Consider the following 14,992-nt stretch of genomic DNA (forward strand, 5'->3'; position numbering starts at 1 on the left):
GCAAAACCGCCGCATAATCAATCTAACCAGATGAGCCACACTCTCTCTTAGATCAGAGCGCCATCTGTCCCAAAATCTCTGACGACGGACAGGTGGTGCCGGTTTTTGTCTGCGAAACTTTGCGGGCGAAGGTCTCTGTGAGTTTTGGCATTTTGTCAGCTTTTTGTCGGAAGCGAATTGAAACTCAAGGATACTCAAGGAACGAGAATCAAAGAAATAAGTACACATTATGAATAACTTGGCAACGACAGGAATGACTGGGAAACACATTACATCTGTTTGGAAGGCTAAGGTCTTACCACTACACAACGCCCGCTCAGCACTAGGGCTGACTATTCCATGCGCCAGCAGGCGTCAAGAAGCGAAATCACCCGTTTGCAGCGTTTTGCCGTCTTGCGGTTTGCCTGCTCGCAGCGGCGATCACGAAAATGTGTTATGGTGTGCAAATCCGCATCGCGTTGGCGCATTGGCGGATTTATTGTGGGGGGAGTTTCAGATGACCGATTTTGACCTTGGCACGTATGAACGCAAGATCACCACCGCCTCGGCAGATGCGCAACGCCTGTTCGATCAGGGGCTGATCTGGCTGTTCGGATATAATCACGAAGCGGCGGCACAGTGTTTTGAACAGGCCATTGTGCAGGATGCGGATTGCGGCATGGCCCATTGGGGTGTCGCCTATGCAATTGGTCCCAACTATAACAAACCGTGGGAGTTTTTTGAGCCCGACGAGAAAGTCGCGACACTGAAGCGCGCGCATCAGGCAATCGACGCCGCGATGGCGCTACGCGATAAGCTAACGCCCGTTGAGTCAGCACTGATCGAGGCCATCGCCCATCGTTTCCCCACCGACCCCGAGATCGAGGATTATGCCCCGTGGAACGACGCCTTCTCGGATTCGATGCGCAAGGTTTATGGCGACTATCCTGACGATCTTGAAGTCTCGTCGATCTTTGCCGAGGCGCTGATGAATCGAACCCCTTGGATGCTGTGGGATCTGAAGAACGGGGTGCCTGCCGAAGGGGCCTCGACCACCGAGGCGCAGGAGGTTCTGGAGCGCGCCTTTGATGCCCTGCCCGGTGCATGGGACCACCCCGGCCTGCTGCATATGTATATACACCTGATGGAGATGTCGCCGACGCCTGAAAAGGCGCTGCAGCATGGCGACCGGTTGGTCGATCTTGTGCCCGAAAGCGGCCATCTGGTGCATATGGCCACGCATATCGACGTGCTCTGCGGCGACTATCAGAACGTCGTCTGGCGCAATCACCGCGCCGCTGAGGTCGACAAAAAGTACGAAGCTATGGCGGGGGGTGAGAATTTCTATACCGTCTACCGCGTCCACAATGTGCATTTTGAGGCCTACGGCGCGATGTTCCTCGGCCAGCCCGAAAAGGCCCTTGCCGCGTCCGAGGAACTGATGCGGATGTTGCCCGACAACGTGATCCGCTATTTCCCGGATCTGTTCGAATCCTTCTACGGCAAGAAAATCCACGTCATGGTCCGGTTCGGCATGTGGCAGGAGATTCTGGACGAGCCCCTGCCACAAGACGCCGAGCTTTACAGCTATACCACCGCCGCGATCCATCAGGCCCGCGCCGTGGCGCTGGCCAATCTCGGGCAACTGGACGCCGCGCAAGAGGCCCGCGGGCAGGCCGTTCAGGCACGTAAGGCGGTCCCGGAAAGTCGGCTGGTTTTCAACAACACCGCCGAAGACGTCCTGATGATCGGCGAGGCGATGATGGACGGAGAGATCGCTTTCAAATCCGGCGATCACGAAGGTGGGCTGGCCCATCTGCGTCGTTCTGTTGAATTGGATGACGCGCTGGTTTACGACGAGCCATGGGGCTGGATGCAGCCCACGCGCCATGCGCTGGGGGCGTTGCTGATGGAGGCCGGTCAGTTCGAAGAGGCCGAGGCCGTCTATCGCGCCGATCTGGGGTTGGACAACACGCTGGCACGTGCCTGCCAGCATCCCCGCAATATCTGGAGCCTGCACGGGTTGCACGAATGTCTGGTTCGGCGCGACGAACAGACCGAAGCGCGGCATATCAAGCTGCTGCTGGATCAGGCCTCGGCTCGCGCCACGGTGCCGGTGCATGCCTCCTGCTATTGCCGCAGCAAGGCCAAAGCGGCCTGATCCACGCGCAGTCTGGGCGGAAACACACGCGTCTGCGCGACGTTTGAGCCTGTTGTTATTCTTCTGTCACACTCGCGCACTACATCCGCTTTGGAATTTCAACCCAGACAGCCGGGAGCTATCCATGACCGACATCGACCCCACCACACTGTCCGCAGACGATTGGGACGAACTGCACTTCCCCCGCCCCGAAGAAAACGACTTTGACCGCGTGGTCGAAAGCGCCATCTCGCGCCGGGGCTTTCTGGCCGGTGTCGTGGCCTTTGGCTCGGGTGCTGCAGCTATGGGCGCAGGCCTTATGGGCTCGACCTCGGCGCAGGCACAGGCAGCGTCGCGCTTTGCCTTCACCCCGATCCCTGCCCAGACTGACGGCACCGTGCATGTGCCGGAAGGCTATGAGTGGAAGATGCTGATGCGCTGGGGCGATCCGCTGTTTTCCGAGGCCGACGGCTATGACCTGACCGATGGCGGTTCGGTCGAAAACTCGGACAAGGTCTTTGGTGAGAATACCGACGGGATGGAGACCTTCTCGTTCCAGGGTCACGAGTTGATCGCGATCAACCATGAATACCCGAACCGCAAGATCAACCTGCCTGCCGCGCAGGACGGTGTGCCTGCAAATGCTGGCGACGTTCTCAAACTGCAAAACCTGCAGGGTGTAACCGTGATGGAAATTACCGAAGGCCCCGAAGGCTGGTCGGTCGTGAAAGACAGCCCCTTCAACCGCCGCATTCACCACAACACCCCGATGAAGATCGTCGGCCCCGCCGCTGGTCACGACCTGCTGAAGACCGAGGCTGACCCGACCGGCACCGCCTCGCTGGGCACCATGAACAACTGTGGTTCGGGCAAGACGCCGTGGGGCACCTATCTGACCTGCGAAGAGAACTTTAACGGCTACTTCGGTTCTTCTGACGAGAATGCCAGCTATGACCCCAAGGTCGCAGATGGCATGAAACGCTATGGCATCAAGGCCGAAAGCTGGAACGGGTACGAGCTGTTCGATCCGCGCTTTGACACCTCGAAAAACCCCAACGAGCCGCATCGTGCGGGTTGGATTGTCGAGATTGACCCGACCAAGCCAGACAGCACGCCGGTCAAGCACACCGGTCTGGGCCGTTTCAAGCACGAGAATGCCGAAGTCACGCTGGCTGCCGATGGTCGCGTCGTGGTCTACATGGGTGACGATGAGCGGGGCGAATACCTCTACAAGTTCGTCTCGAACGCAGCCTATGCCCCCGGTGTCGATACTGAGGCGCTGCTGAACGACGGCACGCTCTACGTTGCGAAGTTCAACGACGACATGAGCGGTGAGTGGCTGCCGCTGACGCCGGAAACCACCGGCATGGACCCGGCCGAGATCCTGATCTTCACCCGAATGGCCGCGTCGGCAGCAGGCGGCACCACCATGGATCGCCCGGAATGGGTGGCCTCCAGCCCCGTCGCGGTCGAGGCCTATTGCTGCCTGACCAACAACAAGAACCGTGGTGTGAAGCCGAATGCGGGTGGCGACGATACCTCGGCCAACGGCCCCAACCCGCGCGATGCCAACAAATACGGGCAGATCGTGCGCTGGCGTCCGGCGCAGGATGATCACGCGGCCACCGGTTTCGACTGGGATCTCTATGTCATGGCGGGCAACCCGACCGTGCATTCGGACGACAAGGCCGGATCCGGCAATGTGAATGAGGGCAACCTGTTCAACTCGCCCGACGGCATGGCCATCGACTCAACCGGTCTGGTCTGGATCCAGACGGACGGCAATGACGACAACGAGGAAGATTTCGCAGGCAACGGCAACAATCAGATGCTGGTTGGCGACCCCGTGACCGGCGAGATCGTGCGCTTCATGACCGGCCCGAACGGGTGCGAGGTCACTGGTCTGGCGTGGTCGACCGACCTGCGAACCATGTTTGTCGGCATCCAGCACCCGGGCAGCAACTGGCCCGATGGCGGCACGCCGCGCTCGTCGGTGATCGCGATCAAGCGCACCGATAACGGGCTGGTCGGCTAAGCACTTCGCATCTTAGGACGCCCCTGAACGCGGGTTCGGGGGCGTTTTTCGTTTCGGGTCAGATATCCTGCCCCGGCGGATCAAGCAGCCCACCGGGGGCAAGCAACGCGCGCTCAGCCAACCACGGGTTCAGCTCAAGCGCATAGATCAACGCCTCCCGCGCCTCCTCCAACCGCTTCAGCCCCAGCAACGACAACGCCCGCCCGCTCAGCGCGGCCACATGGTTCGGCGACAGCGCAATCGCCCGGTCTAGATCTACTAGGGCCGCGCCATAATCCTGCTGCAGATAATGGGCAAAGGCCCGCTGGTTATACCCTTCGGCATAGTCGGGGCAGTAGGTGATCAGAGCGTCAAACTCGGCCAACGCACCGGCCAAATCCCACGCCTCGCGCAGCGCCATGCCGCGATCCAGCAGGGTTTGCGACCGCGCATCCGGCGCATCGGTCCACAGCTGCCACATCTGACCGGAGATACCGCGCGCCTCGCCCTCGGATGCCGCCCCCTGAGCCTGCGCGATCAGGGCGTCGATGCCCGAGATATGATCCGGGGCTGCCGGACACTCGGCAGACGCCTGCGTGGCGACGACCATAAGAACAAGAGCGGATGCAAGTTTCATCCCCTCTAACCTGATCCCCGAAATGTTCAGGTCAACTGCTTTCTAACGGACCAAGCAACCCGGCCTCTTTCACCGCCTCCATCGCCACGAAGGTCGACGTACTGGCCACATGCGGCAGGGATGAGATTTTCTCGGCCAGCACAGCGCGGTATTCCGACATAGAACGCGTGCGGATTTTCAGCAGATAGTCGAAGTTCGACGCGATCATATGCGCCTGTTCGATCTCGGCGATGCGGCGCACCGCAGCGTTGAACTCGGCCAGTGCCTTTTCGCGTGTATCGGTCAGGCGCACCTCGACAAAGGCCACATGATCCAGCCCCAGACGGATCGGATCCAGCATGGCGCGATAGCCAGTGATAACCCCGTCAGCCTCAAGCCGCTTGAGCCGCGCTTGCGTGGGCGATTTCGACAACCCGATCCGGCGCGCCAGATCAGCCACCGAAATCCTGCCATCTTCGGCCAGCGCGGTCAGGATCGCCTGATCGAAACGATCCAGGCCGGATAAGTCCTTTTGCACCCCATACCTCCAAAAAATCAGTCCATACGACCAGAAAGGTCGAAATTTCAGGCCATTCTCCTGCTGAGCCATAGATATATTAGGCAAAACCTCCGGAGTACACATGTCACACAGCCTGCGCACCAAAATCGATACTCAGACCTATGCCGATCAATCCGCTGTTCTGGACGCTCTGATCGCCCAAGCCGATCTGGACGACGCCAATCGCAACACGATTTGCGCGGCAGCGGCCCAACTGGTTCGCGACATCCGCTCCAGCACCTCGCCCGGCATGATGGAGGTGTTTCTGGCCGAGTATGGCCTGTCCACCGACGAAGGCGTTGCGCTGATGTGTCTGGCCGAGGCATTGTTGCGGGTGCCCGATGCCGATACCATTGATGCGCTGATCGAAGACAAGATCGCACCCTCGGACTGGGGCAAGCATCTGGGGCAGTCGTCGTCGTCGCTGGTCAACGCCTCGACCTGGGCACTGATGCTGACGGGGCGGGTTCTGGACGAAGACAAAGCCTCGCCCGTCGGCGCGCTGCGCGGTGCGATCAAGCGTCTGGGTGAGCCGGTGATCCGCACCGCGGTCAGCCGCGCAATGAAGGAAATGGGCCGTCAGTTCGTACTGGGCGAAACCATCCAGTCGGCCATGAAGCGCGCCAAGGGGATGGAGGACAAGGGGTACACCTATTCCTACGACATGCTGGGCGAGGCCGCGCGGACCGAGGCTGACGCTGCCCGCTATCACCTGTCCTATTCCCGCGCCATTGCCGCCATTGCCGAGGCCTGCATTCACAAGGATATCCGCGAAAACCCCGGCATCTCGGTCAAACTGTCGGCGCTGCATCCGCGTTATGAACTGGCGCAAGAACAGCGGGTGATGGACGAACTGGTCCCGCGTCTGCGCGCGCTGGCGCTGCTGGCCAAGGCGGCAGGTATGGGGCTGAATGTCGACGCGGAAGAGGCCGACCGCCTGTCCCTGTCGCTGCAGGTCATCGAAGAGGTCATGGCCGAACCTGCGCTGTCAGGCTGGGACGGGTTCGGTATCGTGGTGCAGGCCTACGGCCCGCGCGCCGGGCTGGTGCTGGACACGCTCTATGAGATGGCCGAACGTCATGACCGCAAGCTCATGGTGCGGCTGGTGAAGGGCGCGTATTGGGATACCGAAATCAAGCGCGCTCAGGTCGAAGGCGTCGATGGGTTTCCGGTCTTCACACAAAAGGCGGCAACGGATGTGTCTTACATCGCCAACGCCCGCAAACTGCTGGGCATGACCGATCGCATCTATCCGCAATTCGCCACCCATAACGCCCATACGGTCAGCGCCATCCTGCATATGGCTGACGACCAGTCGTTCGAATTCCAGCGCCTGCACGGGATGGGTGAGACGCTGCATCAGATCGTGCGCGATCAACAAAACTCGCGCTGCCGCATCTACGCGCCCGTTGGCGCGCATCGCGACCTGCTGGCCTATCTGGTGCGGCGTCTGCTGGAAAACGGTGCGAATTCATCCTTCGTGAACCAGATCGTGGATGAGGACGTCGCCCCCGAAACCGTTGCCGCCGACCCGTTCCTGTCGGTGCAGGCACCCGCCACACCGCTGCCAACCGGGCCCGAGCTGTTTGCGCCTGAACGCCCGAACTCGAAAGGGTTCGATCTGCACCATACGCCGACGCTGGACCGGATTGACATCGCGCGCGACGCCTTCCGCGCCCATCACTGGTACGCGCGACCCTTGTTGTCGGATGAAGCTCGACCCTTGGCCGACGTCCCGGTGATCAACCCCGCGCAACCACAGGACCGCCCCGGCTCGGTCGCCGCAGCCAGCCCCGAGGATGTAGAACTGGCCCTGGCCAGCGCCTGCCCGTGGCAAGCCCCGGCTGAAACACGCGCCGCCGCGCTCAACAAGGCCGCTGATCTGTATGAGGCGCATTTCGGCGAACTGTTCGCCTTGCTCGCCCGCGAGGCCGGGAAGTCCCTGCCCGATGCGGTGGCCGAGCTGCGCGAAGCGGTGGATTTCCTGCGTTATTATGCGGCCAACATTCCCGCCGCCAAGCCCGCCGGGATTTTCACCTGCATCAGCCCGTGGAACTTCCCGCTGGCGATCTTCACCGGGCAGATTTCGGCGGCACTAGCCACCGGTAACGCCGTACTGGCCGCCCCTGCCCCGCAAACGCCGCTGATCGCACATCGCGCTGTCCAATTACTGCACGAGGCGGGCGTTCCCCGCGATACGCTGCAACTGTTGCCCGGCGGGCCGGCTGTGGGCGCGGCGCTGACATCGGACGAACGCGTCTCGGGCGTGGCCTTTACCGGCTCAACCGCGACCGCGTTGAAAATCCGTTCGGCCATGGCCCAGCATATGCGCCCCGGTACGCCCCTGATTGCTGAGACCGGTGGCCTGAACGCGATGATCGTCGACAGCACCGCCCTGCCGGAACAAGCGGTGCAGTCGATCATCGAAAGCGCTTTCCAGTCCGCAGGCCAGCGCTGCTCGGCCCTGCGTTGCCTCTATCTGCAGGAGGACATTGCCGAGGACGTTCTGACCATGCTGCAAGGCGCAATGGACGCCCTGAACGTCGGTGAGCCTTGGCTGATCTCAACCGATTGCGGCCCGGTGATCGATGAGCAGGCCCGTCAGACCATTGCGGATCACATCTCCAAAGCCCGCGCCGAGGGTCGGGTGTTGAAAGAAATGCCCACCCCGCCCGAGGGCACGTTCATCGCGCCAACGCTGATCGAAATCCCGGGCATCGCCGCGCTGGAACGCGAAATTTTTGGCCCGGTGCTGCATGTCGCCCGTTTCAAAGCGCAGGAGATCGACAAGGTCATCGCGGATATCAACGCCACCGGTTATGGCCTGACCTTCGGCCTGCACACCCGCATCGACGACCGGGTCCAGCATGTGACCGAGGCCATCCACGCAGGCAACATCTATGTCAACCGCAACCAGATCGGCGCGATCGTGGGCTCTCAGCCCTTCGGGGGTGAGGGTCTGTCGGGCACCGGCCCCAAGGCGGGCGGACCGAACTACATGGCCCGGTTCTGCGCGCCGGATCGGCAGACAAGTTCGACGAACTGGGAAACTGGGGCAGAACCCGGCGCGCCCGAGGGGCAGCCCGCGCCGCCGCGCACCCAATCGCTGCCCGGCCCCACCGGCGAATCGAACCGTCTGACCGAATACGCCCGCACGCCGCTGCTGTGCATGGGCCCGGGGGCAGAGGCTGCGCAGGCGCAGGCAGATGCGGTCAAGGCTTTGGGCGGGACGGCGATCCGGATGACCGGAGCACTGGATTTGCACCGACTTGAAAACCTGACAGGTTTCGCGGGCGTTCTGTGGTGGGGCGACGACGAGACCGCCCGCCAGATTGAGCAGCATCTAGCGCGGCGCGATGGCCCGATCATCCCGCTGATCCCCGGCAAACCCGACCGCGCGCGCGTTCTGGGCGAACGCCATGTCTGCGTCGACACCACCGCCGCCGGAGGCAACGCCGCCCTTTTGGGTGGTGCGGCATAACCGGACCTTGACGCTGGGCGGTGAAAAGCCCAGCGTCGCGCCATGTTTCCGATCCGTGATCATAACCCCTCGGGGCGTACTCCGTTCGTTGTCTATGCCCTGCTGGCCGCCAATATCCTGATATTCCTTAGCTATCAGGGGATCATGGAGGATGCACGGCTGCTCAACCGGTTCTATTTCGACTATGCCGTCATTCCCGCGCGCATCTCGGACGGCTTTGCGCTTGAAACGCTCGTCACCTCGATGTTCCTACACGGAGGCTGGATGCATCTGGCCGGTAACATGCTGTTTCTGTGGATATTCGGCGACAACCTCGAAGACGAGATGGGGCACCTGCCGTTTTTGCTGTTCTACCTGCTGGCCGGTGTCGGTGCGGGGTTGATCCATGTGGTCTCGGCCCCCGGATCGGTGGTTCCCACGATCGGAGCATCAGGCGCGATTGCTGGGGTGATGGGCGGCTATCTGCTGCTGTTCCCGAAAGCCCGCGTCGATATCCTGCTGATCCTGATCGTCTATTTCCGCGTCTTCACCATCCCTGCTTTTGTCATGCTGGGCGTCTGGCTGGGTCTTCAGTTCATGGGCAGCCTATCCAGCGATCCCGATCAGGGTGGCGTCGCCTATTGGGCCCATACCGGAGGCTTCTTCGTGGGGCTGATCCTGTGTATTCCACTATGGCTCAGGCGTGGTGGGACCGGGTTCTGGAACCGCACGCACGGCCATCCACCGCATCCGGAACACAAATACAAGCTGTCGCGATCACGCATCCCCAAGGTGCCGCGCCGCTAGCACCTAGTCCGCAGGCAACCGCCCACCGCTGAGATGCGTGATCTCACGCGCAGCACTGGTGACCAGCGCCCCCAGCTCCGGCGCGCGATCCGAGCTGAACCGCACCGTCGGTCCCGAGACTGAAATACCAGCGCAAGGCTCACCCCTGTCATCAAAGATGGCCGCGCCGATGCAGGACATGCCCTCATAGCGTTCTTCATGATCATGCGACCAGCCGCGCTGACGGGTTTGGGCCAGATCCTGCAGCAGCCCCGTATCCGGCAGAAGCGTGCTGCCGGTAAACGGGATCAGCTCAGCCGCGTCCAGCGCCTTGTTCAACCGGTCTTCGCGCATCGCCGCCAAGATCGCCTTGCCCGTGCCCGAGGCATACATGGGCGTCCGCGCGCCCGGCGGGAAGAACGCGCGGATGGGGTTCTGGGTTTCGACCTGCCCAACAAACACGACCGCGCCGCCGTCTGGGACAGCCAGATTGGCGGTCTCACCGCTGTCCTGCATCAGACGCCGCAGGATCGGCCTGCCGACCTCAAGCACGCTGTTCCGGCGCAGGAATGAAGCCCCGGTGCGATAAGCCTCGATCCCGATCATCCATTCCTGCCGCTCATCATCGAAGGCGACGAAGCCATGTTTCTGAAGGGTCACGAGGATGCGGTGGGTGGTCGCGGTCGGCACCTCAACCGCGCGCGCCAGATCGCTGAGCGCGGCGCGCTCTAGTCGCGCAACCGTGGTCAGCACCCCCAGCGCGCGGTCCAGCGATTGCATCGTCCCGGCTGAGCTTTCCTTGAACAGCGATTTCGGCCTGCCGCGCGGCCGTTTTTGTGAGTCCATGGTGCCCGAACCCTCCGGTTTCTTGCCTCGCTCAGAAGCGATGTATTTTTTACATACAATTTTGAGAAACTAAAAACCATTATATTTCATGTGGTTGAATTTTACCTATCCAAAATGAAAATATTTTTCAAGAAAATTGCAAAACCCTGATGCTCAGGCGACACTTGAGGCGAGAGCAAAGGATAAGTGTCATGTCAAACCAGAACCCGGTTTTCATTCCCGGCCCGACCAACATCCCCGATCGCCTGCGGTTGGCAATGCAGGTGCAGACGCAAGATCACCGCGCGCCGGACTTTGTCGAGACATTTTCACCGGTCCTTGAGGACACAAAAAAGGTGTTCGGCACCAGCGATGGGCAGATCGTCACCTTCCCCGCCAGCGGCACTGGCGGGTGGGAGGCTGCGATCACCAATACGCTCAGCCCCGGCGACAGGGTGCTGGTGGCGCGTTATGGTGTGTTCAGCCACCGCTGGACCGACCTGTGTCAGCGGCATGGGTTGGAGGTACAGGTCATCGAATGCCGCTGGGGCACAGGCGCACCCGCCGACCAGTTCGAAGCAGCGCTTAGGGCAGATACATCCCACCAGATCAAGGCCGTTCTGGTCACGCATAACGAAACCGCAACCGGCGTACGTTCGGACATTGCGGCGGTGCGCAAAGCGATAGATGCCAGCGATCACCCCGCGATGATGTTTGTCGATTGCGTCAGCTCGCTGGCCTCGATGCCGTTCGAGTTTGACCGCTGGGGCGTGGACATCGCGGTCTCTGGGTCGCAAAAGGGGTTCATGCTGGCCACCGGCATGGCAATCCTGTGCGTCAGCCCCAAGGCACTGGCCGCGATGGGAACCGCCAGCCTGCCGCGCACTTTCTTTGACTTCGGGGATATGATGGCCGCGAATGCCTTGGGCGGGTTTCCCTATACGCCGCCGCTACAGTTGATCTACGGTCTGCGTGAAAGCCTGAAGATGCTGTTCGAAGAGGGGTTGGGCAACGTCTATGCCCGCCACCACCGACTGGCCGCGGGCGTCCGGCGTGCCGTCGATGCATGGGGCCTGACGCTGGTCGCGCGATCACCCGAACTGTATTCGGACACTGTCAGCGCGATTTATGTGCCCGAAGGTTACGACAGCAACGCGCTCACCGATCATGCGTTCAACGCCTATGGCGTATCTTTCGGCATCGGGCTGGGCGAGTTGAACGGCAAGGCCTTCCGCATAGGCCATCTGGGCAGCCTGACGGATGTGATGGTGTTATCGGGTCTCAGCACGATCGAAATGGCGATGGCGGACCTGAACTATCCGATCAAGCTGGGCAGCGGCGTCGCCGCAGCGCAGGACTATTACCGCACGGGCCCATCGGGCCACGCCAAAGCCGCAGCCTGAGGAGGAGGGGATGTTGGATCACATACCAGCGGCAGACCTGACCATCGACGACATGCGTACCGCGCATGAACGGATCAAGCCGCATATCCGCCGCACGGCCATCATGACCTCGGATTATCTGAACGAGCTGACCGGTGCCCAGTTGTTCTTCAAATGCGAGAATTTTCAGGAGGCAGGTGCCTTCAAGGTACGCGGTGCCTGCAACGCTGTATTTGGCCTGAGCGATAAGATGGCCGCCAAGGGCGTCTGCACCCATTCCAGCGGCAACCACGCGCTGTCGCTGTCTTATGCGGCCGGACGGCGGGGCATCCCCTGCAACGTCGTCATGCCGCGCACTGCACCGCAGGCCAAGAAAGACGCCGTGCGCCGCTATGGTGGGACAATTACCGAATGCAAGCCTTCAACCTCGTCCCGCGAGGCAACCTTTGCCGAAGTGCAGGCGCGGACGGGCGGCGCGTTCGTGCACCCTTACAACGACCCGCGCGTCATCGCCGGTCAGGCCACCTGCTCGGCTGAGATGTTGGAACAAACGGGTGGCGTCGACGCCGTCATCGCGCCTATCGGCGGTGGTGGGATGGTTTCGGGCACCTGTCTGACGGTCTCGAATCTAGCGCCCGGCACGGCAATCTACGCGGCCGAGCCCGAGCAGGCCGACGATGCGTATCGGTCTTTCAAAGCGGGTCATATCATTGCCGATGACGCACCCAAAACAATCGCCGACGGGCTGCTGGTGCCACTCAAGGAAAACACCTGGCACTTTGTCTCGAACAACGTAACCGACATCTTCACCGCCTCGGATGCTGAGATCATCGACGCGATGAAACTGACCTGGAAATACCTGCGAGTGGTGATGGAGCCGTCCTCGGCGGTGCCGCTGGCGACAATCCTCAAGAACCCGGAGGTCTTCCGCGGCAAGCGCGTTGGCGTGATCATCACCGGCGGCAATGTGGATCTGGACAAGCTGCCCTGGCTGAACGGGTAAGGAAAAACACGATGAACAAACCTATGAATATCGATCAACTCGAAGTTGGCTATGACATCCCCGCCGCGATTGGCATGGATGAATCCGAGATCCAGACCCCGTGCCTGATCCTCGATCTGGACGCACTGGAACGCAACATCCAGAAGATGGGCGACTATGCCAAGGCGCATGGGATGCGCCACCGGGTGCATGGCAAGATGCATAAATCCGTGGATGTCGCGAAACTTCAGGAACGCCTCGGCGGTGCGGTTGGTGTCTGCTGCCAGAAGGTTTCCGAAGCCGAAGTATTCGCACGCGGCGGCATCAAGGATGTTCTGGTCTCAAACCAGGTGCGCGACCCGGTCAAGATCGACCGTCTGGCGCGACTGCCCAAGCTGGGAACCCGCACGATTGTTTGCGTCGACGACGTGCAAAACGTGCCAGATTTGTCTGCCGCTACGGTCAAACACGGCACCGAGCTTGAGGTTTTTGTCGAGATCGACTGCGGCGCGGGCCGCTGCGGGGTGACGACTACCCCCGCCGTGGTCGAGATCGCCAAGGCCGTTGAAGCGGCCCCAAACCTGAAATTCACTGGAATTCAGGCCTACCAGGGCGCGATGCAGCATCTGGATACCTATGAAGCGCGGAAGGACAAACTGGATACCGCAATCGCCATGGTCAAAGATGCCGTTGACGGACTGAAAGCCGAAGGGATCGAATGTGAGCTGATCTCGGGCGGCGGAACCGGTTCGTACTATTTCGAAAGCAATTCAGGCGTATACAACGAGTTGCAGTGCGGCTCTTACGCGTTCATGGACGCTGATTACGGGCGCATCCTCGACAAGGATGGCAAGCGGATCGATCAGGGCGAATGGGAAAACGCGCTGTTCATCCTCACCAGTGTGATGAGCCACGCCAAGGCCGACAAGGCGATTTGCGATGCGGGCCTGAAGGCGCAGTCGGTCGATAGCGGCCTGCCCTTCATCTATGGGCGCGATGATGTGGAATACCTGAAATGCTCAGACGAGCATGGCGTGATCGGTGACCCGCAGGGCGTGCTGAAGGTCAACGACAAGCTGCGGCTGGTGCCCGGGCACTGCGACCCGACCTGCAATGTCCATGACTGGTATGTGGGTGTGCGAAACGGCAAGGTCGAAACCCTTTGGCCGGTATCCGCGCGTGGCAAGGCCTATTGATCCATAAACGAGTGTCAGAGCGTGCGCTCTGAGCAGCCCTTCTCTTGTTCAATCTGAAAGAAAGACACATGCGATGATCATCGTTCCTAAAAAGGAAATCGGCGCGCTGTTGGGTCGCAAGGAAAGCTATGCTGCGGTTGAACAGGTGTTTGCCGCCATGGCCGCAGGCGACGCCTACAACTTCCCGGTTGTGCGCGAGGCGATTGGCCACGCGGATGCGCTCTATGGATTCAAAGGTGGGTTTGACCGTGCGAGTATGAGTCTCGGCCTCAAGGCCGGAGGATACTGGCCCAATAATCTTGAGACAAACGGGCTGATCAATCACCAATCCACCGTGTTTCTGTTCGACCCCGACACAGGCCGTGTCCGCGCCATCGTGGGCGGCAACCTGCTGACCGCGCTGCGAACGGCGGCGGCTTCGTCAGTGTCGATCAACCATCTGGCGCGTAAGGATGCCAAGGTGATCGGGATGGTGGGCGCAGGGCATCAGGCCACCTTCCAACTGCGCGCCGCATTGGAACAGCGCGCGTTTGAAAAAGTCATCGGCTGGAACCTGCACCCCGAGATGCTGCCCAATATCGAAAAGGTCGCGACAGAGGCAGGGCTGCCGTTTGAGGCGGTCGACCTGCCCGGCATGGCGCAGGCGGATGTGATTATCACCATCACCTCGTCCTTTGCGCCAACACTGATGTCCGCGCATGTCTCGGACGGCACCCACATCGCCTGCATGGGCACTGATACGGTCGGCAAGCATGAAGTCGCAACCGATCTGATCGCCCGTGCCAGTGTATTCACCGACGAGGTCGCGCAGGCGGTGACCTTGGGCGAAAGCCAGCATGCAGTCGCCATCGGAACCAAAGCGGAAAGCGATATCCGCCAGATCGGAGAGGTCATCAACGGCACCCATCCCGGACGCATCTCCGACCATGAGGTCACGGTCTTCGATGGCACTGGCGTCGGGTTGCAGGATCTTGCCGTGGCCAGCGCAGTGGTCAATTTGGCGGTTCGACAGGGGATCGCGATCGAGGTCGACTTCTAAACCAAAACGCGCGC

At 61.1% G+C, this 14,992-nt stretch carries 11 protein-coding genes; 8 read left to right on the forward strand and 3 right to left on the reverse strand.

The genetic code is table 11. The features are described 5' to 3' along the window. Positions 1-496 precede the first annotated feature (496 nt). Together ACR0KM_RS17400 and ACR0KM_RS17405 are read left to right on the forward strand one after the other, a co-directional pair. Complete coding sequence (locus tag ACR0KM_RS17400; protein WP_480860775.1) at positions 497-2,140, forward strand: hypothetical protein; 1,644 nt, start codon at positions 497-499, stop codon at positions 2,138-2,140. A 124-nt stretch (positions 2,141-2,264) separates the two neighbouring features. Beyond that, positions 2,265-4,154, forward strand: a complete 1,890-nt coding sequence (locus tag ACR0KM_RS17405; protein ID WP_480860778.1) for a PhoX family protein — start codon at positions 2,265-2,267, stop codon at positions 4,152-4,154. Positions 4,155-4,212: 58 nt separating this feature from the next. Here ACR0KM_RS17405 and ACR0KM_RS17410 read toward each other — a convergent pair whose 3' ends face one another. Continuing rightward, on the reverse strand, positions 4,213-4,770 hold the full coding sequence (locus ACR0KM_RS17410) for a tetratricopeptide repeat protein (protein ID WP_480860781.1): 558 nt from the start codon (positions 4,768-4,770) through the stop codon (positions 4,213-4,215). Positions 4,771-4,801: 31 nt separating this feature from the next. Next, positions 4,802-5,287 (reverse strand): Lrp/AsnC family transcriptional regulator, encoded by a 486-nt coding sequence (locus tag ACR0KM_RS17415; RefSeq protein ID WP_480860784.1) that lies wholly within the window; start codon positions 5,285-5,287, stop codon positions 4,802-4,804. A 103-nt stretch (positions 5,288-5,390) separates the two neighbouring features. Here ACR0KM_RS17415 and putA point away from each other — a divergent pair, with 103 nt between their 5' ends. Together putA and ACR0KM_RS17425 are read left to right on the forward strand one after the other, a co-directional pair. Beyond that, positions 5,391-8,789: a bifunctional proline dehydrogenase/L-glutamate gamma-semialdehyde dehydrogenase PutA gene (gene putA, locus ACR0KM_RS17420; protein WP_480860787.1), complete on the forward strand. Its 3,399-nt coding sequence runs from the start codon at positions 5,391-5,393 to the stop codon at positions 8,787-8,789. Positions 8,790-8,831: 42 nt separating this feature from the next. Then, the gene (locus ACR0KM_RS17425; RefSeq protein ID WP_480860789.1) at positions 8,832-9,575 is read left to right on the forward strand and encodes a rhomboid family intramembrane serine protease; all 744 of its coding nucleotides are present in this window, start codon (positions 8,832-8,834) and stop codon (positions 9,573-9,575) included. Positions 9,576-9,578: 3 nt separating this feature from the next. On the opposite strand, the gene ACR0KM_RS17430 is transcribed toward ACR0KM_RS17425, so the two are convergent. Beyond that, positions 9,579-10,400, reverse strand: coding sequence for an IclR family transcriptional regulator (locus ACR0KM_RS17430; protein WP_480860791.1), 822 nt, complete (start codon positions 10,398-10,400; stop codon positions 9,579-9,581). Positions 10,401-10,591: 191 nt separating this feature from the next. On the opposite strand from ACR0KM_RS17430, the gene bhcA reads away from it, so the two are divergent. The 4 genes from bhcA to bhcD all read left to right on the forward strand — a co-directional run bounded on the left by bhcA (position 10,592) and on the right by bhcD (position 14,978). Then, positions 10,592-11,782: an L-aspartate--glyoxylate aminotransferase BhcA gene (gene bhcA, locus ACR0KM_RS17435; RefSeq protein ID WP_480860793.1), complete on the forward strand. Its 1,191-nt coding sequence runs from the start codon at positions 10,592-10,594 to the stop codon at positions 11,780-11,782. Between the two features lie 10 nt (positions 11,783-11,792). Next, a complete protein-coding gene (gene bhcB / locus ACR0KM_RS17440) occupies positions 11,793-12,764 on the forward strand; it encodes a beta-hydroxyaspartate dehydratase BhcB (protein ID WP_480860797.1) in 972 nt (323 codons plus the stop codon). A gap of 11 nt (positions 12,765-12,775) precedes the next feature. Then, positions 12,776-13,939, forward strand: coding sequence for a 3-hydroxy-D-aspartate aldolase BhcC (gene bhcC / locus ACR0KM_RS17445; protein WP_480860799.1), 1,164 nt, complete (start codon positions 12,776-12,778; stop codon positions 13,937-13,939). Positions 13,940-14,012: 73 nt separating this feature from the next. After that, a complete protein-coding gene (gene bhcD, locus ACR0KM_RS17450) occupies positions 14,013-14,978 on the forward strand; it encodes an iminosuccinate reductase BhcD (protein WP_480860801.1) in 966 nt (321 codons plus the stop codon). Positions 14,979-14,992 lie beyond the last annotated feature (14 nt).

The organism is Ruegeria sp. G10 (assembly GCF_056533645.1).

Excerpts from the sequence above, each read along its gene's own strand:
- ACR0KM_RS17405 (WP_480860778.1), top strand. The coding sequence starts at position 2,265 with ATGACCGACATCGACCCCACCACACTGTCCGCAGACGATTGGGACGAA.
- ACR0KM_RS17400 (WP_480860775.1), top strand. The coding sequence starts at position 497 with ATGACCGATTTTGACCTTGGCACGTATGAACGCAAGATCACCACCGCC.
- ACR0KM_RS17410 (WP_480860781.1), bottom strand. The coding sequence starts at position 4,770 with ATGAAACTTGCATCCGCTCTTGTTCTTATGGTCGTCGCCACGCAGGCG.
- bhcA (WP_480860793.1), top strand. The coding sequence starts at position 10,592 with ATGTCAAACCAGAACCCGGTTTTCATTCCCGGCCCGACCAACATCCCC.
- ACR0KM_RS17430 (WP_480860791.1), bottom strand. The coding sequence starts at position 10,400 with ATGGACTCACAAAAACGGCCGCGCGGCAGGCCGAAATCGCTGTTCAAG.
- putA (WP_480860787.1), top strand. The coding sequence starts at position 5,391 with ATGTCACACAGCCTGCGCACCAAAATCGATACTCAGACCTATGCCGAT.
- bhcD (WP_480860801.1), top strand. The coding sequence starts at position 14,013 with ATGATCATCGTTCCTAAAAAGGAAATCGGCGCGCTGTTGGGTCGCAAG.
- bhcC (WP_480860799.1), top strand. The coding sequence starts at position 12,776 with ATGAACAAACCTATGAATATCGATCAACTCGAAGTTGGCTATGACATC.
- bhcB (WP_480860797.1), top strand. The coding sequence starts at position 11,793 with ATGTTGGATCACATACCAGCGGCAGACCTGACCATCGACGACATGCGT.
- ACR0KM_RS17425 (WP_480860789.1), top strand. The coding sequence starts at position 8,832 with ATGTTTCCGATCCGTGATCATAACCCCTCGGGGCGTACTCCGTTCGTT.